This window comes from Streptomyces sp. DS1-CR2, from assembly GCF_055760475.1.
The window spans coordinates 815,293-833,589 of sequence record NZ_CM147085.1 but is presented as its reverse complement, the minus strand read 5'-3'; the positions used below and the strand labels follow the sequence as shown (position 1 = coordinate 833,589).

The 18,297-nt window shown below is 68.1% G+C and carries 18 protein-coding genes and 1 pseudogene; 14 read left to right on the top strand and 5 right to left on the bottom strand.

What is annotated here, in order from left to right:
* Window positions 1-74 precede the first annotated feature (74 nt).
* Complete coding sequence (locus ACY0PA_RS04115; protein ID WP_473083375.1) at window positions 75-1,274, top strand: RNA-guided endonuclease InsQ/TnpB family protein; 1,200 nt, start codon at window positions 75-77, stop codon at window positions 1,272-1,274.
* A gap of 229 nt (window positions 1,275-1,503) precedes the next feature.
* Here ACY0PA_RS04115 and ACY0PA_RS04110 read toward each other — a convergent pair whose 3' ends face one another.
* On the bottom strand, window positions 1,504-3,417 hold the full coding sequence (locus ACY0PA_RS04110; RefSeq protein ID WP_473083374.1) for a multicopper oxidase family protein: 1,914 nt from the start codon (window positions 3,415-3,417) through the stop codon (window positions 1,504-1,506).
* Between the two features lie 219 nt (window positions 3,418-3,636).
* The gene (locus ACY0PA_RS04105) at window positions 3,637-4,758 is read right to left on the bottom strand and encodes an alpha/beta fold hydrolase (protein ID WP_473083373.1); all 1,122 of its coding nucleotides are present in this window, start codon (window positions 4,756-4,758) and stop codon (window positions 3,637-3,639) included.
* Here ACY0PA_RS04105 and ACY0PA_RS04100 point away from each other — a divergent pair.
* Genes ACY0PA_RS04100 through ACY0PA_RS04090 form a run of 3 tightly spaced genes read left to right on the top strand, consistent with a single transcriptional unit; the run spans window position 4,757 to window position 7,431 of the window.
* Window positions 4,757-5,710 carry a dioxygenase family protein gene (locus ACY0PA_RS04100; RefSeq protein WP_473083372.1) on the top strand — a complete coding sequence of 318 codons (954 nt, stop codon included), beginning with the start codon at window positions 4,757-4,759 and terminating at the stop codon, window positions 5,708-5,710. The genes ACY0PA_RS04105 and ACY0PA_RS04100 overlap by 2 nt on opposite strands.
* A 56-nt stretch (window positions 5,711-5,766) precedes the next feature.
* Window positions 5,767-6,846: a maleylacetate reductase gene (locus ACY0PA_RS04095; protein ID WP_473083371.1), complete on the top strand. Its 1,080-nt coding sequence runs from the start codon at window positions 5,767-5,769 to the stop codon at window positions 6,844-6,846.
* 9 nt (window positions 6,847-6,855) lie between these two features.
* The gene (locus tag ACY0PA_RS04090) at window positions 6,856-7,431 is read left to right on the top strand and encodes a hypothetical protein (protein WP_473083370.1); all 576 of its coding nucleotides are present in this window, start codon (window positions 6,856-6,858) and stop codon (window positions 7,429-7,431) included.
* Between the two features lie 88 nt (window positions 7,432-7,519).
* Here ACY0PA_RS04090 and ACY0PA_RS04085 read toward each other — a convergent pair whose 3' ends face one another.
* Window positions 7,520-8,341: a helix-turn-helix transcriptional regulator gene (locus ACY0PA_RS04085; RefSeq protein WP_473083369.1), complete on the bottom strand. Its 822-nt coding sequence runs from the start codon at window positions 8,339-8,341 to the stop codon at window positions 7,520-7,522.
* A gap of 147 nt (window positions 8,342-8,488) precedes the next feature.
* On the opposite strand from ACY0PA_RS04085, the gene vdcB reads away from it, so the two are divergent.
* The 5 genes from vdcB (at window position 8,489) to ACY0PA_RS04060 (ending at window position 13,290) form a co-directional block, all read left to right on the top strand.
* On the top strand, window positions 8,489-9,091 hold the full coding sequence (gene vdcB / locus ACY0PA_RS04080; protein WP_473083368.1) for a non-oxidative vanillic acid decarboxylases subunit B: 603 nt from the start codon (window positions 8,489-8,491) through the stop codon (window positions 9,089-9,091).
* Window positions 9,092-9,119: 28 nt separating this feature from the next.
* Window positions 9,120-10,547, top strand: coding sequence for a non-oxidative vanillic acid decarboxylases subunit C (gene vdcC, locus ACY0PA_RS04075; protein ID WP_473083367.1), 1,428 nt, complete (start codon window positions 9,120-9,122; stop codon window positions 10,545-10,547).
* Between the two features lie 32 nt (window positions 10,548-10,579).
* Complete coding sequence (vdcD, locus tag ACY0PA_RS04070; RefSeq protein WP_473083366.1) at window positions 10,580-10,819, top strand: non-oxidative vanillic acid decarboxylases subunit D; 240 nt, start codon at window positions 10,580-10,582, stop codon at window positions 10,817-10,819.
* 608 nt (window positions 10,820-11,427) lie between these two features.
* Window positions 11,428-12,657 carry a MalY/PatB family protein gene (locus ACY0PA_RS04065; protein ID WP_473083365.1) on the top strand — a complete coding sequence of 410 codons (1,230 nt, stop codon included), beginning with the start codon at window positions 11,428-11,430 and terminating at the stop codon, window positions 12,655-12,657.
* A 132-nt stretch (window positions 12,658-12,789) separates the two neighbouring features.
* Window positions 12,790-13,290 carry a hypothetical protein gene (locus ACY0PA_RS04060; protein WP_473083364.1) on the top strand — a complete coding sequence of 167 codons (501 nt, stop codon included), beginning with the start codon at window positions 12,790-12,792 and terminating at the stop codon, window positions 13,288-13,290.
* Between the two features lie 90 nt (window positions 13,291-13,380).
* On the opposite strand, the gene ACY0PA_RS04055 is transcribed toward ACY0PA_RS04060, so the two are convergent.
* Together ACY0PA_RS04055 and ACY0PA_RS04050 are read right to left on the bottom strand one after the other, a co-directional pair.
* Window positions 13,381-13,875: a YidB family protein gene (locus ACY0PA_RS04055; RefSeq protein ID WP_473083363.1), complete on the bottom strand. Its 495-nt coding sequence runs from the start codon at window positions 13,873-13,875 to the stop codon at window positions 13,381-13,383.
* Window positions 13,876-14,272: 397 nt separating this feature from the next.
* Window positions 14,273-14,587 (bottom strand): hypothetical protein, encoded by a 315-nt coding sequence (locus ACY0PA_RS04050; RefSeq protein ID WP_473083362.1) that lies wholly within the window; start codon window positions 14,585-14,587, stop codon window positions 14,273-14,275.
* Window positions 14,588-14,856: 269 nt separating this feature from the next.
* Between ACY0PA_RS04050 and ACY0PA_RS04045 the strand changes: the two genes are divergently transcribed.
* The 5 genes and pseudogenes from ACY0PA_RS04045 to ACY0PA_RS04025 all read left to right on the top strand — a co-directional run bounded on the left by ACY0PA_RS04045 (window position 14,857) and on the right by ACY0PA_RS04025 (window position 18,102).
* Entirely contained in the window at window positions 14,857-15,051 is a 195-nt protein-coding gene (locus ACY0PA_RS04045) for a hypothetical protein (RefSeq protein ID WP_473086644.1), read from the top strand.
* A 2-nt stretch (window positions 15,052-15,053) separates the two neighbouring features.
* Window positions 15,054-15,646 (top strand): annotated as a pseudogene (locus ACY0PA_RS04040) (GNAT family N-acetyltransferase); the annotation flags it as partial.
* Window positions 15,647-15,759: 113 nt separating this feature from the next.
* Window positions 15,760-16,257 carry a GNAT family N-acetyltransferase gene (locus ACY0PA_RS04035; RefSeq protein WP_473083361.1) on the top strand — a complete coding sequence of 166 codons (498 nt, stop codon included), beginning with the start codon at window positions 15,760-15,762 and terminating at the stop codon, window positions 16,255-16,257.
* A 160-nt stretch (window positions 16,258-16,417) separates the two neighbouring features.
* A complete protein-coding gene (gene tnpA / locus ACY0PA_RS04030; RefSeq protein ID WP_473086230.1) occupies window positions 16,418-16,846 on the top strand; it encodes an IS200/IS605 family transposase in 429 nt (142 codons plus the stop codon).
* Window positions 16,843-18,102 carry an RNA-guided endonuclease InsQ/TnpB family protein gene (locus ACY0PA_RS04025; protein WP_473083360.1) on the top strand — a complete coding sequence of 420 codons (1,260 nt, stop codon included), beginning with the start codon at window positions 16,843-16,845 and terminating at the stop codon, window positions 18,100-18,102. Before tnpA ends, ACY0PA_RS04025 begins: the two co-directional genes overlap by 4 nt.
* The last annotated feature ends 195 nt before the right edge of the window (window positions 18,103-18,297 follow it).

Genomic DNA, 18,297 nt, shown 5'->3' with positions numbered 1-18,297 from the left:
GCGCCGTCAGGGCGGATCGCAGTGCGGTGACCGGCAGATTTGGTGTTGAGTCGCCGTCGCCATAGTTTGTGAGCGTGACCACGACGTGTGTGAAGCGGGCGTTCAAGTACCGCTTCTATCCGACCGATGCGCAGGCGGCCGAGCTGTCGCGCACATTCGGATGCGTGCGCAAGGTCTACAACCTCGCGCTTGCCGCCCGCACCGAAGCGTGGGCGCGCCAGGAGCGGGTCAACTACAACGCCACCTCGGCCATGCTGACCGCATGGAAGAGGACCGAGGAACTGGCGTTCCTCAACGACGTGTCGTCGGTGCCGTTGCAGCAGACGTTGCGGCACTTGCAAACGGCGTTCACTCACTTCTTCGCCAAGCGGGCAAGGTATCCGCGCTTCAAGTCGCGGAAGAAGTCCCGCAAGTCCGCCGAGTACACCACCAGCGGCTTCCGCTTCCGTGACGGTGGCCTGACACTGGCGAAGATGAACGAGCCGCTCGACCTCGTGTGGTCGCGCCCGCTCCCCCCGGGAGCGAAGCCGTCCACGGTGACCGTTTCGCAGGATGCGGCGGGACGCTGGTTCGTCTCCCTGCTGTGCGAGGACCCGTCCGTGTCGCCGCTCCCGGCAAGCGATCAGGCAGTCGGCATCGACGTGGGTCTTGACCATCTCCTGACCCTGTCCACCGGCGAGAAGATCGCCAACCCCCGGCACGAACGCAAGGACCGCGCCCGCCTGGCCAAGGCCCAGCAGAACCTCTCCCGAAAGGCCAAGGGCGACGGCGCCAACCGGGCCAAGGCCCGGCGAAAGGTCGCCAGGATCCACGCCCGCATCGCCGACCGGCGCCGCGATCACCTGCACAAACTGACCACTCGGCTCGTGCGCGAAAACCAAACGCTCGTGATCGAGGACCTGACCGTACGCAACATGGTCAAAAACCGGAGCCTTGCCCGCGCCATCAGCGATGCCGCGTGGTCGGACTTCCGGGGCCTGCTGGAGTACAAGGCCGCCTGGTACGGGCGGGAAGTGAGCGCTGTCGACCGCTTCTTCCCCTCCTCCAAGTTGTGCTCCCACTGCGGCACCCTCGCAAAGAACATGCCGCTGCATGTTCGAACCTGGACCTGCGACAGCTGCGGAACGACCCACGACCGGGACACGAACGCAGCGAACAACCTGCTGGCCGCCGGACTGGCGGTGACAGCCTGTGGAGCTGGTGTAAGACCTCAACGGAGAACTCCGGGCGGGCGATCGGCGACGAAGCAGGAAACCCCACGGCGCGAGCCGTAGGAATCCCCTCTCGTTCACGAGGGGGAGAAAGTCAAGAGTTGGCGCCTCCTGAGTGACGATCCGGTGGCACTTTGTCCGGACCGGATCGCAGAGTGCACGTCAGTGGCGCTGAGAGTAGCCGAGCCGAGAACGGCCGGCTTCGGCGACCCATCCGGTGCGCGACCTCCAACGCGCGTTCGCCGCCCCGCGGTCAGGGCCCGGGGCGGCAAGCGTCGGTCGATCGATCCTGTCAGTGGTCGTCGCCGTGTCCGCCGTCGTGGTCGCCACCGGCCTGGTCGTGCGCGCCGTGGTCGTCGCGGCCGACGATCGTCCACGGGCGCATCAGGTCGTCGTCTTCGTGTTCGAGGATGTGGCAGTGCTGGACGTACGTCGCCGGCAGCTCGGTGCCGCTTCCCGGCAGCCCGGCGATCCTTTCCGTCGGGGGGTCGAATTCATTGATGGCGATTCTGGTCACTGTTTCCGGATAGGACTTGAACGTGTCCTTGCGGGACAGTGCTTCGTCCGGGTCCGGCGGAATCGGCGGACCGGTGAGATAGTTCGCCAACACCGGCTTGTCCTCTGGTTTGCGGCCACCGTCGATCCACTTTTCGTATTGGTCCTGGTAGCCGGCCGCGTCGATCGGCTGCCTGTTCAACACCTGGAAGTTGACGAGGTGGACATGCATCGGGTGGCCGTCGTGGTTGGGATTGACGTACTCCCAGATCTCGGTCGATCCCGCCTTGATGAAGTCCTCGGACGGCTCCATGAACGGCACCGCGTTGAACGTCATGGTGCCGAATAGCTGGTGCTGGTAGAGGACCCATTCCCGCCGGCGGGTATGCGCCGTCACCTCGATGGGTGCGGCCTTCGGCAGCTCGAGCTTCATGGGCGGCGTTGTCCTGTCTCCGCCTCCGGACAACGGTTTGGTGACACGGAATTCCATGATTTCCGAGATTTCCGGTCCGTCGCCGCCGGGGAAGTGCACGGGCGCGTTGTAGTTCGTCAGCGTGACCTTCGTGCCCATGGGCAGCTTGCTGAAGTCGACGATCAGGTCGTACCGCTCGGCCGGCGAGATCAGGAAGTTCAGCATGCGCAACGGGGTGCGGAGACCGCCGTCGGTGCCGATCAGCCAGAACGGCAGGACGGGCTGAGGCAGTACGTCCTCGGGAACGTCGAACCTCAGCCGCCAGAAGCGCTCGTTCGAAGCGTTGAGAACGCGCAGCCGGTAGCGTCGTCGCTCGACCTCCAGGAAGGGGTATGCCTTCCCGTTGACGACCGGGGTGTCCTCGCCCTGCTGCAAGGTCATGGTGTAGGCGAGCGAGCCGTCCGGGTGGAAGGTCCGGTCCTGCAGGATGAGGGGGACCTCGAATTCGCCTTGCGGCAGTCCGAGCCGATCGTCGGCGGGGTCATGGATGAAGTAGAGACCGGCAAGGCCCGCGTAGACGTTGACGCTGGTCATCCCCATGCCGTGGTCGTGATACCAGAGCATGCAGGAACGGTCGTGGTTGGTGTAGCCGCAGATCGCCTCGTTGGGTGCGACCCGCTTCGGGTCCAGGGTGGTGTAGGACTCGGCGTGGATGCCGTCCGGGCTGAACGACTGGAGCGGCAGGCCGTCGGACTGCGGCGCCGTGAAACCGCCGTGCTGGTGTACGACGTTCCACACGTTGACGTTCTTGGGGAACGGCTGCATCGGCTTGTAGGGGGGCGGAGGGGTCGGGGTGAGTTGGGGGTCCCCCGAGCGAATCTTATCGATCACGAACTGGAACAGGTGGGTGGTCGGGAGGTGGTTGCGCCACTTGACGAGCGTCGGGTGGTCCCTGGTCACGTTGAGGGTCGGCCCCAGGTAGCCCATGCCGATCGGCTTACGAGGGTCGTGCGGGTTCGCGGCCCAGTAGCCCCACACCTTGGCCCGCCCGAGATCCCGGTGGAAGCGCCACCTGCCTGGCCGCATCGTGATGTCGTAGAAGTCGGCGCCCGGATAGACGGAGGGATCCGAGATGGCTGCCCTCGGGATGGGCAGCGGGTCAACGTACTTCTCCAGCTTCGGGGTGTGCGGAATCGACGGGTCCCCAGCCGCCGATCCGTGACCGTGACCGTCCGCTGCAGACGCCTGCCCTCCTGCCCCCCGTGGAAGCATGGCCGCACCACCCATGGCACCGGCCATGAGGAATCTCCGTCGCCCAACCATCGTCTCCAGCCTTTCGTCGCCTCGCGTGACGATGAATAGATACAGGGCTGGTTCGGAGCGTTGCCGGAGCGCGTCGGTCCGGGCTGAGAATGCCACTCATTGAGCCGATCTCGGCAGGAATTCGGAAGGTATCGGGATTGGAATCGAATTATTACCGCCACCCTGAGCTCGTGTGCTGAGCACTCTGCTGATGCGTCATATTCGGCTGTGGGGCGGGCTGTTGGTCCGAGTCGTCGCCGTTCTTCTGTGCCTCAGTTGCCCAATTTGTGCCCCATTCAATGCTGCTGCCCTATCGGGATACCGGCAGAACGCGATACCTGGGGCATGCCGGGGTCCATGTGTCCGTGCCGGGAGCCTGCCGCGGAGATGAGTGCTCAGCGCCGCGCCGACAGCCTCCGGCTGCTCGACCGCGAGATGCCCGATGGCGCATGCCTCCAGGGTGGCATCGGCGATCCCGTCCGCGAGCTCCCGCGCGTGCTCGAGAGGGGTGGCGGTGTCGAGGGAGCCGCCGACGACGAGAGTGGGAGCGGTGATGCGGGGCAGACCGGGTCGCAGGTCGTAGACGGCGAGTGCGTCCCAGCAGGCCGCGTAGCCGACCGGTTCGTTTTCGGCGAGGTCCCGCAACAGAGCGGGCCCGAGAGGGGTTTCGGCGGTCTTCGGATCGCCGAACCAGCGGCCCGGGCTGGTCACCACCACGGGCCCGGCCCCGTCGCGCCGCACCAGGGCGGCACGCTCCTGCCAAGGCTCCGATGGCCCGAAGTGGGTGGAGGAGCAGACCAGCCCCAGCGAGGCGACACGTTCCGGGTGGTGGACCGCGAGATGGGCCCCGACCGCGCCGCCCAGCGAGATACCGGCGTGCGCGAACGACTCCCAGCCCTGCGCGTCCGTGAGCCTCAACACCTGTGTCGCCAATGCGGCGAGGCTCGCCGTGCCGTCGTGCGGAAGGAGGTCCGCAAGCGAACCCCCGTGCACCGGAAGGTCCCAGCGGAGGAGCGGTGCGACTGCACGAGAGTGGCCAGTTGGCCGTGTGGAGCATGGTGACCAGCACGGTGCGGGCGGCGTGGACGAGGTGTACGCGTAGACCACCCGGTCTTCCGCCGACGCGAGGCGCAAGTGCAGACCATGCTGGGTCGACGACTGCCGTGGGCAGCACCGGAGTTCACCGGATTGCTGGTGTCGCTCTTGGGCCCGCCGAAGCCGAGGGTCTGAGCTCGGGTTGGCGTCCCGGACATCGAGTGGAATGTTTTCCGCCGACGCCGAGAAGTCTGCCACCGTGTGAACGAAGCAACGCCGAACGAGCAGGAGGAGCCGCTCCATGTCCGCGCCTCAGAACGCAGCACGTCCCGCAGGGCCTCCGCCGGCCCGACCCGATGGCCGGTCCGAGAAGCGCGGCGCGCTGCCGGAGCAACAGCGTCAGGTGGAAGCGGAGTTGGTCGAAACAGTCCTGGCCTCGTTCCGTGACACCACGGACCCGCGCCTCAAAGAGCTGATGCAGTCACTGGTCAGGCACCTGCACGGGTTCATCCGTGACGTACGACTGACCGAGGCGGAGTGGCAGCAGGCCGTTGACTTCCTCACCGCGGCCGGGCACATCACCACCGACCGGCGTCAGGAGTTCGTGCTCCTGTCCGACGTGCTCGGGGCCTCCATGCAGACCATCAACATCAACCATGACGCCGCCGGGCACGCAACCGAAGCGACAGTGGTCGGACCGTTCTTCGTGGAGGGCTCCCCGGAGATTCCCATCGGCGGCGACCTGGCGGGGGGAGCCCCAGGAGAGCCCTGCTGGGTCGAGGGCACAGTCACCGACACCGACGGAAACCCGGTCGCCGGAGCCCGGCTCGACGTATGGGAAGCCGACGAGGACGGCCTCTACGACGTGCAGTACGGGCCGGACCGCACGGCGGGCCGGGGGCATCTCTTCACCGATGACCAGGGACGTTACGCGTTCTGGGGACTCACCCCCACCCCGTACGCGATCCCGCACGACGGGCCGGTCGGTGAACTCCTGGAGAAGACCGGACGCTCCCCGCTGCGCGCCTCCCATCTGCACTTCAAGGCGACCGCCCCCGGCCACCGCGCCGTGATCACTCACATCTTCGTCGAAGGCGATCAACTCCTCACGCAGGACGCTGTGTTCGGCGTCAAGGACTCCCTCGTCAAGGGGTTCGACCGGCAGGCACCCGGCACACCGGCCCCCGACGGCCGTACCCTCACCGACTTGAGCTGGACCCGCGTCCGCTTCGACATAGTGCTGCGGCGCGCGTGACGCGACCGTCGGAGCAGGAACCGGCGCAGGAATCGGAGCGAGAAGGAGAACGATCCATGCGATTCGAGCACGAGACGCTGCCGCAGCGCGTTCACTTCGCCTCCGGCGACGCACGCGCAGCCGTGCACGCCGAGGTCGAACGGCTCGGTGGCGCCCGCGTGATGGTCATCGCGACGGTCCGCGAAGCCGAACGGGCCAAGTCCGTCACCGCCGACGCCCCGGTGGTCGTGCACCACGACGACGTGGCGATGCACGTCCCATTCGCCACGGCCGAACGGGCTCGGGCGGCAGCGGCCCGGCACGATGCGGACGTGCTGGTGTGCGTCGGCGGTGGCTCTACGACCGGCCTGGCCAAGGCCGTCGCGCTCACGACGGGGCTGCCGATCGTGGCCGTCCCGACCACGTACGCGGGGTCGGAGGCGACCAGCGTCTGGGGCCTCACCGAGGACGGCCGCAAGACGACCGGCGTGGACGCCCGCGTCCTGCCGCGCGCGATCGTCTACGACGCGATGCTCACCCTCACGCTCCCCGTGCGGATGAGTGTCGCCTCCGGCCTCAACGCCCTTGCCCACTGCGTCGATTCGATGTGGGCACCGCGCACCGACCCGGTCGACCAGGCAATGGCCGGGGAGGGCATCCGCGCGCTCGCTGCCGCACTGCCCGCAGTCGTCGCCGATCCCTCCGGCATCGAGGGCCGCGAGCAGATGCTGTACGGGGCGTACCTGTCGGCGGTCGCGTTCTCGTCGGCGGGGTCGGGCCTGCACCACAAGATCTGCCATGTACTGGGCGGCCGCTTCGACCTGCCGCACGCCCAGACGCACGCCGTCGTCCTGCCGTACGTGCTGGCCTTCAACGCCCCCGCCGCACCGCACGCCGAGCGCAGGATCGCGGAGGCGTTCGGCACGGGCTCGGCGATCGAGGGGCTGCAGTGGCTGCGCCGGGCGGTGGACGCGCCGACCGCGCTACGCGACTACGGCCTCGCCGAGCGGGACATCGACGACGCGGTGCCGGCGATCCTGGAGGCGGCCCCGGCGGACAATCCGCGTCCGGTCACGGCCGACGGCGTACGAGGGTTGCTGCGCGCGGCGTGGGAGGGGGCGGATCCGTCGATGCCGGGTGTCAGTCCCCGTTCGTAGGATCACCGCATGCCTGACGCCTTCACTGTCCTGTGGACCCATGACACCTGCCGCGCCCTGCGCAAGGCCAACCGCGTGGGCGAGCGGCCGCCGGTCGCGTTCAGCGGCATCCATACCTCCCTCCCCTCCTGGTCGGCTGCCCGTGCTGGGGACGAGGTGTTCGCGCTGCATGTCAATCGCGGCGAGGTGTTCGTGGTAAGCCGAATGAAGGTGCTCGACATGGAGCGGAGCGCCTGCTGCGGCACGGCCCCCGCGACGTGGCAGGATCCGGCGTTTCCCGGGCACGGCGACTGGTCCGCGCTCGGAGCGGGCGGCTGTGGTGCCTCCGCGGTGCACGTGGACGCGACGCCCGTCCGCTTCGATATGCCGATCCCGGGCGAACTTCTCACGACGCTCACGTGGCGCAACCGCCGCGGGCAGACCCGCAACCTCAAACACGTGGTGGACGGCCGTCTCGAACGCGCGATCAGCCTCCAAGGGTTCTACCGCCTCGCCCCCGAGTCCGCCGGGGAGTTGGCCCAGGACGTACACAACGCCCGCAATGAGCAGCCCGGGGAATCAGAGGTAAGTCCCGCCCGGAGGTGAAGCCGGCGATGGTGTGGTGTTCGTCCGCCCGGTCGCCGCGCCGGCAAGATGGCAGGCGAGCGTTGTCGCCTATGCGTCCGTTGCCCGTCTACTTTCCGCGGAACGCTCCCGGCGTCATGCCCGTCCGCAGGCGGAAGAACTTGGTGAAATCGCTCGCGTCCGTGAACCCGAGCCGGTCGGTGACCTCCTTCGCTGTCAGGCCGCTGTGCTGCAACAGGCGCTTGGCCTCCAGAAGGACCCGGTCGTCGACGTACTGCTTGGCCGTACGTCCCGTCGCGGCGAGCGTGGCCCGGGTCAGCGTGCGCGGGCTGTAGCCGAGTGCCGCTGCGTAGTCCTCGACGCGCCGGGTCACCGCGTGGTCACGCTCGACGGCCGCATGAAAGCGACGGAACGTCTCCGACGCGGGGGTCGGCCGCGGCGCCGGGCCACGCGCCTGTGCGAGCCGCACCACGAGCACGGACAGCAGTGCGCGCAGCACCTCGGTGTGTGCCTGGAGGGGGAGCGAGGCCATCGCCCCGTACTCGTACACGAGATGGTCGAGCGCCCGGCGAACGCCTTCCGCGTCCGGGCCCTCGAGGAGTGACGGGCGCTGTTCGTACGGGGGATCCATGTGTGCCGCCGAAACGGTCGCCGGCGGCAGGAAGCCGGGCTGGAACAGCACGATCACCCCGTCCGCCGACACCAGGTCGGGCCCGAACCGCTGCACCTGACCCGGCCGGATCCACAGCCACGACCCGGGCCTCAGCTCGTGCTCGACGAAGTCCACCCACATGCGCAGCGGCCGTTCGCGGGCACCGATCAGCTGGTGGAAGGCGGGGCGCAGGGGCGCGTACGGGTCATTGCCGTGGCGCCGCGAGCGTTCGAGCAGGTCGGCGAGTTCCATCACCTCGACCCCGGCCGGTGCGCCCACGGCCGGGGTGTACTCCAGGTCCCTGACATCGGGGCGCCCTGCAGGGTGTCCGCTTTTCCCCATCGATGGTCCCGAGAGTACCGCTGCCGCGTCCAGATCGCTCCGTAGCGTGAAAGCACAGGTCAGCGAAATGTTTGAGGTGGTCCTATGCGGTTGGTCGTGGGAATGACCGGGGCGACGGGTGCCCCTTTCGGTGTCCGCCTGCTGGAGAATCTGCACGAGCTGCCGGACGTGGAGACACATCTCGTCCTGTCCCGCTGGGCGCGCACCACCATCGAGCTGGAGACGGGCCTGTCCGTGGCCGAGGTGTCCGCCCTCGCGGACGTCACGCACCATCCCGAGGACCAGGGCGCCACCATCTCCTCCGGTTCGTTCCACACCGACGGCATGGTGATCGTGCCGTGCTCCATGAAGACCCTCGCCGGGATCAGGACCGGATACGCCGAAGGGCTCGTCGCCCGGGCCGCCGACGTGGTTCTCAAGGAGCGACGCAGGCTCGTCCTCGTCCCGCGCGAGACACCGCTGAGCGAGATCCACCTCCAGAACATGCTCGAACTCGCCCGCATGGGCGTGCAACTGGTGCCGCCCATGCCCGCCTTCTACAACAACCCGCAGACCGTCGACGACATCGTCGACCACGTAGTGGCCCGCATCCTCGACCAGTTCGACCTGCCCGCGCCCGCCGCCCGGCGCTGGGCCGGGATGCGCGCCGCCCGCGCCGCTTCCCGGTCCTTCGGCGACGCCGCCTGAAGTCCCCTTCCCCGTAAAGGAGTTCACCATGGCCTATGACGACTTGCGCAGCTTCCTCGACACCTTGGAGAAGGAGGGGCAGCTGCTGCGCATCACCGACGAGGTGCTGCCCGAGCCGGATCTCGCGGCCGCCGCCAACGCGACGGGTCGCATCGGCGAGAACGCCCCCGCCCTCCACTTCGACAACGTCAAGGGCTTCACCGACGTCCGGATCGCGATGAACGTGCACGGCTCCTGGGCCAACCACGCGCTCGCGCTCGGGCTGCCGAAGAACACGCCGGTCAAGGAGCAGGTGGAGGAGTTCGCGCGGCGCTGGGACGCCTTCCCCGTCGCGCCCGAACGCCGCGAGGACGCCCCCTGGCGCGAGAACACCCAGGAGGGCGAGGACGTCGACCTGTTCTCGGTGCTTCCCCTCTTCCGCCTCAACGACGGAGACGGTGGCTTCTATCTCGACAAGGCCGCCGTCGTCTCCCGCGACCCGGAGGACCCCGACGACTTCGGCAAGCAGAACGTCGGCACGTACCGCATCCAGGTCATCGGCACCAACCGGCTCGCCTTCCAGCCCGTGCCCATGCACGACGTGGCCCAGCACCTGCGCAAGGCCGAGGAGAAGGGTGAAGACCTGCCCATCGCCATCACCCTCGGCAACGACCCCGTGATGGCGATCGTGGCCGGGATGCCGATGGCGTACGACCAGAGCGAGTACGAGATGGCGGGCGCCCTGCGCGGCGCGCCCGCGCCGATCGCCACCGCGCCGCTCACCGGCTTCGACGTGCCCTGGGGGAGCGAGGTCGTCATCGAGGGCGTCATCGAGTCCCGCAAGCGCCAGATCGAGGGCCCCTTCGGCGAGTTCACCGGTCACTACTCGGGGGGCCGCCGTATGCCCGTCATCCGCGTGGACCGCGTCTCGTACCGCACGAACCCGGTCTTCGAGTCCCTCTACCTCGGCATGCCGTGGACCGAGTGCGACTACCTCGTCGGACCCAACACGTGCGTGCCGCTGCTCAAGCAGCTGCGCGCCGAGTTCCCCGAGGTGCAGGCCGTCAACGCCATGTACACGCACGGCCTGATGGTGATCATCTCGACGAAGAAGCGGTACGGAGGCTTCGCCAAGGCCGTCGGCATGCGTGCGATGACCACGCCGCACGGGCTCGGCTACGTGGCCCAGGTGATCCTCGTCGACGAGGACGTCGACCCGTTCAACCTGCCGCAGGTCATGTGGGCCATGTCCGCCAAGGTCAACCCGAAGGACGACGTCGTCGTCATCCCTAACCTGTCGGTCCTGGAACTCGCCCCAGCCGCACAGCCCGCCGGCATCACCAGCAAGATGATCATCGATGCGACGACGCCGGTCGCCCCCGACGTCCGTGGCAACTTCTCCACTCCGGCCAAGGACCTGCCCGAGACCGCCGAGTGGGCCGCCCGCCTGCAGCGCCTCATCGCGGCCCGCGGCTGACCCCACCGATCCTCACCGAAAGGACAACCCCCTTGAACCACCTGCCTGTTGAATGCCCTCGCTGCGCCTTTGCGGAGATCTCCCTGCTGGCCACGTCCCCCGTCCCAGGCGTGTGGGACGTGGTCCAGTGCGGCCGCTGCCTCTACACCTGGCGCACCATCGAACCCGCGCGCCGCACCCAGCGCGACGCCTACCCCGACACCTTCAAGCTGACGGCGGAGGACATCGAGAACGCGATCGAGGTGCCGGCCGTACCGCCACTGCTCAAGTGACGTCCCTGGCATGCCTGTCAGTGCCCCAGAAGTAAGAGCCGACGGACAGGAGCCTGCGACGCCTCTCAGGCCGGACGGCCAGCCGCTCCCTGAGCCAACTTGTCGGCGCTGCCCCTGAGTTGGAGCATGTGCCATGCCGGACTCGTCAGCGAAGAGATTCCAGCGAGAGCTCACCCTGGTCGCTGATCACCTTGACCTCGACATCCTTCGGATTGGAGCCGTCCCAGATCCGGCAGTCGACCTTGTTGCCCACCCTCATCTCGACGGAGACCCGGGCAGGTCACCCCCTGAACGGACGCCTGCTTCCAGCCGCGGACATCCTCGGCCACCTGCCGCTCCAGCGCGTCCTGGTTCAGCACCCGAGGCGGTTCGACGGATATGACGTCCGCGGCCATCACCTTGACCGTCACCGCCACCGCGCAGCAGGCGACGACGGCCGAGGAGATCGCCAGGACGTTACGCGCGAAGTTTCGTTGATCTGCCACGCGGACAGTCCTGTCGATCAGACGAAGGACTGACAAGGCGTCCCGTCCTTGTGCCCAGCGGAGCTGTCCCTGGCTGCCGCGCCGTCATCGACGGGACCTTCGGGCCTGGCTAGCATCGCGACCATGCCATCCGACATGGATCCGTCGATCACGAACCCGCTCGAACAGTTGACGATCGACCAGCTGCGGGCCCGGACCAGCATGAAGTGGACGACCTTTCCGGCCGACGTCCTGCCGCTCTGGGTGGCCGAGATGGACGTGCTCCTCGCCCAGCCGGTCGCGGACAGGGTGCACGAGGCCATCGCGGCCGGGGACACCGGCTACCCGAGCGGCCGGGCCTACGCCTGTGCCCTTCAGTCGTTCGCCGCGGACCGCTGGGGCTGGCGGGGCTTCGAGGCCGAGCAGACCGAGATCGTCCCCGACGTGATGATGGGCATCGTCGAGGCGCTGCGGCTGATCACGTCCTCGGGCGATGCAGTGGTGGTGTGTCCGCCCGTCTACCCGCCGTTCTACGCCTTCGTCACCCACTCCGACAGGAGAGTGATCGAAGCACCGCTCAGCCCCGGTGGCCGACTCGACATGGAGACGCTCAGGTCAGCGTTCGCCTCGGCCCAGCGCGTTGCGGCACGGACCGTCCTGCTGCTGGCCAACCCCCACAACCCCACCGGAACCGTGCACACCAGGGCCGAACTGGTCGCGGTTGCTGCTCTGGCCAGGTCCTTCGGAGTGCGAGTCGTCTCGGACGAGATCCACGCACCCTTGGTCCTGCCCGGTGCCGAGTTCGTCCCCTACCTGACCATCCCCGGCGCCGGCGACGCGTTCGCCCTGCACTCCGCGTCGAAGGCCTGGAATCTCGCCGGCCTGAAGGCGGCACTGCTGGTAGCCGGGCCGAACGCCGTCGACGACCTGCACCGGCTTCCGGAGGAGGTCAGCCATGGTCCCAGCCACGTCGGCATCCTCGCCCACACCGCCGCCTTCGAGGAGGGACGGCCCTGGCTGGACGCGCTGCTGCGTGGTCTCGATGCGAACCGGGCGCTACTCGCGGACCTCATCGCCGAGCGACTTCCCGGGCTCGCCCTGATGTGGCCGGAGGCGACCTATCTCGCCTGGCTCGACTGCCGCACCCTCGGCCTCCGTACGACATCGTCGACCACTGCCACTCCGGTGGTCAGTGACATCGCCGGCCCCGCCCGGCTGTTCCTCGACCAGGCGCGGGTCGCGTTGAGCTCAGGGCACGCGTTCGGCAGCGGGGGCGCCGGGTTCGTACGGATCAACTACGCCACCTCTTCGGCGATCCTTCGCGAAGCGGTGGACCGCATGGCCGCCGCGGTGTCCGGCCTCGAAGCCTCCTGACCAGCCGGGACAAGCTCCGCCACACACGCTTCATCCGGCGCGAGAGCGCCTTCGACTTCGGCTGGCACTATCACGCCGAGTACGAACTCGTGCTGATGACCTGACTTCTTCGCCCCGCCACAATTCCGCGCAGTGCGCACGCTGCTGGAGCGATCCGCTCGCGGCCTCCTGTTCACCGGGACCTCCGACGCCGTGCGTGCTCGGCTCACCGGCCTGCCGGAACTGCACGACAGCGCGGCGGCCACGGTCGCCCTGCTCGACGTCCTGGGCAGTCTCGCCCACCAGGCCGACGACGCCGCCCCGTTGGCCATGCCGGGGTACGCACCCGCTCCCGACACCGAGGCGCGCCGCCGCGTCCGCGTACTGATGGTCGGCGCGCTTGGTGAGGTTGATGGTGAGGTTGCCGCCGTTGTCTGTGGTGACGCGGACGTTGCCGGGCTTGTACCGCCGGCGGATGCCGTCGGTGCGGGAGGACGCGGTGCGTTCCTGGTCGCGGGCTGTCCGCTTGCAGGTGTCGAGGGAGGTTCCGGTGAACTCGGCGCTGAACACGAGTCCTTGTGCCGCGCGTGCCGTGCTGCCGAGGGGCTGGACCCCCACGCGGGGTCGACCAGCGTTGGTGGTGCATCGGCCTGAGCAGGAGCAATGCCGAGCAGGCCCAGCATCATGGCGGCCGCGCGGACTCGGCACACGGTTTCGGAGCGACGCGTTGCACACAGAGGAGCTTCAAAGCTGCTGTGCGATCACATCCTCGATGGAGCCCTCGGGGACCCTCCCCTCGGGAGTCAATTTGTCGATCGCCACGGGCAGCGTTTCGGCGATTTGGTCTGCGGCTTCGATCTCGCTGAGCCCACCTGCCTGAGCGGCTGCTGCGAGCAGGCCCGGAGGAAGTGCCTGGGCGATCTCCGCGCCGCTGACCGGGTCATTCTCTGCGTCACTGATCCATGAGTCGGACTTTGCACCCAGACCGCCGTCCTTGAGCTGGGTGAGCAGCCCGTCGATCGGGCTGCCGCTGCTGTCGCTGCCGACGGAACTGAGCAAGGTACTGAGCATGTTCCCGGTGCCGCTGGACGTGCCTCTTCCCAGCAGCGATCCCAGCAGACTCCCCAGATCTGTACCCGCCATTTCTGTCCCTTTCGTCGTCTGGGCTTGCGTGCCGGCCGTGCGATCGGATCCATCGTGAGGACGGCGGTCTGGAGCTGGCGCAAAGTCGTAGCGCATGTGCGGGATGCGCTCGCTGGACCCGCGCATGATCACTTGCACTACGGGCTTGCGACGCAGCCCGTATCAGCTAAGCAATGCTCATTCACTCCTGCACCTTGACGATGGCCGGTCGGGCTCCATGCCCCGGGGGCGGCGACAGCCGATCGAGCGTCGGCAGGGCCCACGCCTTGTCGCCACCAGGTCGAGCCTTACCGCACCCGCCTATCTGCGACATCAGGGTGCCTCCTTCCCGGGGCTCCTCGTCATCGGTGAGAGCTGCCTCTACCCGACCGGGAACAGTGGCGGGTGGGGGCCTGTTGCCGGGCGCGCGAACGCGGCAGGGCGAGCACGAGCGGGACCACATCCGCCCCTGGGCACGGCTCTGTCACGGTGAGCCGATACTGATCGCGGCCGGTCAGTCGGAATCGCGTGCGATCCCCAGCGCGAGCGCCTGCAGGATGGCCTCAGTGGACGTCTCGGGGTCTGTCTGGTCGTACGCGTCCGCAATCGTCTCGAAAGCCAGCACGAAGCCCTTGATCAAGGCGCTCAGTGGTGCGGAGAGCTGGTTCAGCACGGCAAGACCCACCTCTGCCGCATCTTCGGTGTCGGGGACGAGGAATTGAGTCGGAATGACCTCGCCGAGCAGGTCGGATACGTAGTCTGCGCCGACACCACCGCGTAGGGCCGTGAGCGCTGCGATGGCCTTGAGCTCGATCTCGTTCTCGGTCATGTGCAGAGCGTAGAAGGAAGCGGCGCCCCGCACGCGGGGGGCGTTTCGTACGCGAGCGCGCGAAGGCTGGGTATGTCGGCGTACGACCCACGACGAGTGGGCGCCAGAGGACGCTGCCTGACTGCCGCGGGATGCGGCGCAACACATCCTCGGGCGGCCACGCCTGCCAGTTCCCCACCGTCGGCTTGATGACCAGCACTCCTTGTGACCGGCACTCCCCGCGCCGCGCTGCTTGCCCAAAGAATCGAACATGCGATCTAATTGGTCTTATGCGGAACGCGATCACCGAGGACCTCGTAGAGACACAGCGGGAGTGGGACGCGACCTATCGGCAGTTGGCTGTGCAGCCCGGCCGCACAGCCCTGCGTCGCCGCCTGCTGCACCTGTCCCGGGTGCTGGCCGGAGAGCGGCTGAGTCCCGGGCAGAAGGCGGAGCTGCGGCGACAGGCGCGGGAGGGCCGCTGACCGAGCGGGCGGTGGCGGATCGCCGCGTAGGTGCGGCAGCGAGTAACAGCAACGCCGACCAGCGCGCCCGGCTCGTCGCCGCCATGGCCGAAGTCAACCGGCTGCTGACGGCCGCGACGGTCACGTTGGACGTGGTTGATCCGGAACGCCCGGACGCCCGAGCACTGCCTGCGGTCCTACTTCGCGGAAATGCAGGAACGCTTCGAGACCGGATTCGATCCCGGCGCGGAGTCTGCTGCCCGACGCGGGTGAACTCCGCCCACCGCACGGCCTGTTCCTGGTCGCCCGGCTGCACGGCGAGCCTGTCGGCTGCGCCGGTCTGAAGCTGCCGCCCGGCGCCCAGGCCGAGATCAAACGCATGTGGGTCGATCCCCGCACCCGGGGCCTCGGTCTCGGTCGCCGGTTCCCGGTCGAGCTGGAGGCGCGGGCCGCCCGGTACGGCTGCGACGAACTGCGCCTGGACACCAACAAGGCGCTCACCACCGCGATCAGCCTGTACCACTCCTGCGGATTCCAGGAGGTCGCCGCCATCAACGACGAGCCGTACGCCCACCATTGGTTCGAGAAGCGGATCACCACACGACGGTCGGAATGAGGAGCGTCGACGGCCTGGTGGTCTGCGTGCCGGATGTCGAACATGTCTGGTGGAGCGGGCGCATCTGCGCCGTGTGGACCGCCTGCCCGGCGGCCGGTTGTAGCCTCCGTCTCATGAACTGGCTCCCGGATGACTTCGTCCACCCCGTCCATGTGCCCGTACCTCACACCGCGCTGCACCTGCGGCCGATCCGCGAGGCGGACACCGCGCTCGACTACCCGGCTGTGATGGGCTCCCAGGAACGCCTGTGGGAGATCTTCGGTCCGGCCTGGGAATGGCCCAAGAAGACGATGACCTACGAACAGGACCGCATCGACCTACTGCGCCACGAGAAGGAGATAGCCGCGCACCAGTCCTTCAACTACGCGTTGCTGGACGAGGAAGAGACAGCGGTCCTCGGCTGCGTCTACATCGATCCGCCCGAGCGCACCGGCTCCGACGGCGAGATCTCCTGGTGGGTGGTGGACGACCTCGTCGGCAGCGAGGCGGAGCGCGCGCTCGACGCGCTGGTGCCCGAGTGGATCGCCGCCGACTGGCCCTTCCGGCAGCCTCGTTATCTGGGCCGGGACATCACCTGGCAGGAGTGGCTGTCGCTGCCGCCCGCCGATTGACCATCAGAACCTAGCCAGGGGACGCCCCGCTTTAGCGGGGTGGGGAATGGCTTCTGAGCCCTGTTCTGTCCTTAACTGTGTGCACGGATCTGCTCTGTCCACCTGAACCGTCTTTCCTGCCGCACTAGACCTGCGGCACCTGTATATTGATCGTGTGACTGTGACCAGGAAGGTTCGCCGATTCTCCGGCGGCGTGTACGACCTCGGGCTCCACGTGGTGTGGTGCCCGAAGTACCGCCGTCCGGTCCTCGGCGGCAGGGTCGCGGAACGCCTGGACGAGCTGATCCGGCAGAAGGCAGACGAGCGCGGGTGGGAGATCATCGCTCTTGAGGTGATGCCCGACCACGTGCACCTGTTCGTCAAGCACGACCCCAAATCGTCGGCCTCGTACGTCGCGAACCAGTTCAAGGGCTTCACCTCCCGCATCCTTCGCTCGGAGTTCGCGCACCTGAAGTCGCGGATGCCCACGCTGTGGTCGTCGTCGTACTTCGCAGCCTCGGCCGGCGCGGTATCGGCGGCAACGGTGGAGAAATACATCAACACCCAGTGGGAGCGCCCCTGGAAGAAGGAGAAGGAGGACGCCTCGTGATACGGGCGTACAAGTTCCTTCTTCGCCCCACGGCCGGTCAGGAAGCGTCGTTGCGCGCGATGCTCGCCGCCCACTGTTGCCTCTGCAACGGCGCGCTCCAGGAGCGCCGCGACGCCTACGCGCACTCGTCCCAGACGAAGATCAAGTACGGGGACCAGTCGGCGCAGCTCAAGGACATCCGCACGTTCGACCCGGAGCGTCAGGGACGCTGGTCGTTCTCCAGCCAGCAGTCCACCTTGCGCCGGTTGAACGTGGCGTTCGTCGCGTTCTTCAAGCGGGCGCACCAGCGCAAGGCCGCGCTTGCCCGTGGGGTGCCGAAGGACCTGGCACCGAAGGCCGGGTACCCGCGCTTCAAGGGCGTCGGGCACTTCGACACCGTCACGTTCCCCAAGGACGGCGACGGCTGCCGGTGGGATTCCACCCCTGACGACACCCAGACCCGCGTACGGCTGCAAGGCGTCGGGCATGTCCGCGTGCACCAGCACCGCCCCGTACGGGGCCGGGTGAAGACGCTCAGCGTCAAGCGCGAGGGACGTAACTGGTACGTGGTCATCACCTGCGACCAGGTCCCCGCCGAACCGCTCCCGGCCACCGGGGCGATCGTCGGTATCGACATGGGCATCACCCACTTCCTGACCACGTCGCAGGGCGAGCACGTTCCCAACCCGCGCTTCCTGCGGGCGTCCGCCGATGAGCTGGCAGCCGCTCAACGCGTCCTGGAAACCTTCCCGAAGAAGACCGGACGCCGCACGAAGAAGCACCGGGCCGCCGCCCGGCGGGTGGCGAAGATCCACGCGAAGATCCGGCGGCAGCGTCTCGACCACCACCACAAGCGCGCCCTCGACCTGGTCCGTGACAACGATGTGATCGGGCACGAGGCGCTGAACACGGCGGGCATGACCAAGACGCCCGCACCCAAGCCCGACCCAGACCAAGGCGGCGCGTTCCTCCCGAACGGTGCCGCCGCGAAGGCCGGACTGAACAAGAGCATCCTCGACGCGAGTTGGGGGCTGTTCCTCGCAATCCTGGCGAACAAGGCTGAGAGTGCCGGTCGCCGAGTGATCCCGGTGGACGCCCGCAACACCTCCCGCACCTGCCCACCCTCCGCCGGAGGATGCGGGAACGTCGCCAACGAGAACCGCGTCACCCAAGCGAAGTTCGAGTGCGTCAAGTGCGGGTTCGTAGAGAACGCCGACATCGTGGGCGCACTGAACGTCGAGCACAGGGCCGGGCTGGCCCTCTGCGCGGAGGCTTAGCCACCGACGCAGGAAGCCCGCGACTTTAGTCGTGGGTGGAGTCACTCTGTTGGACATCAGCCGCGTGCGTGGACCGGCCGGGAAACCGCGCCCAGAGCGGTCGGCGCAGAGCGTGCGGCGCTCGTCGCGGCGCAGTCCGGTTACGCCGGGTGGTGCGGGTGGGCCCCGGCGCCGGTCAGGCGGCTGAGAGGGCAG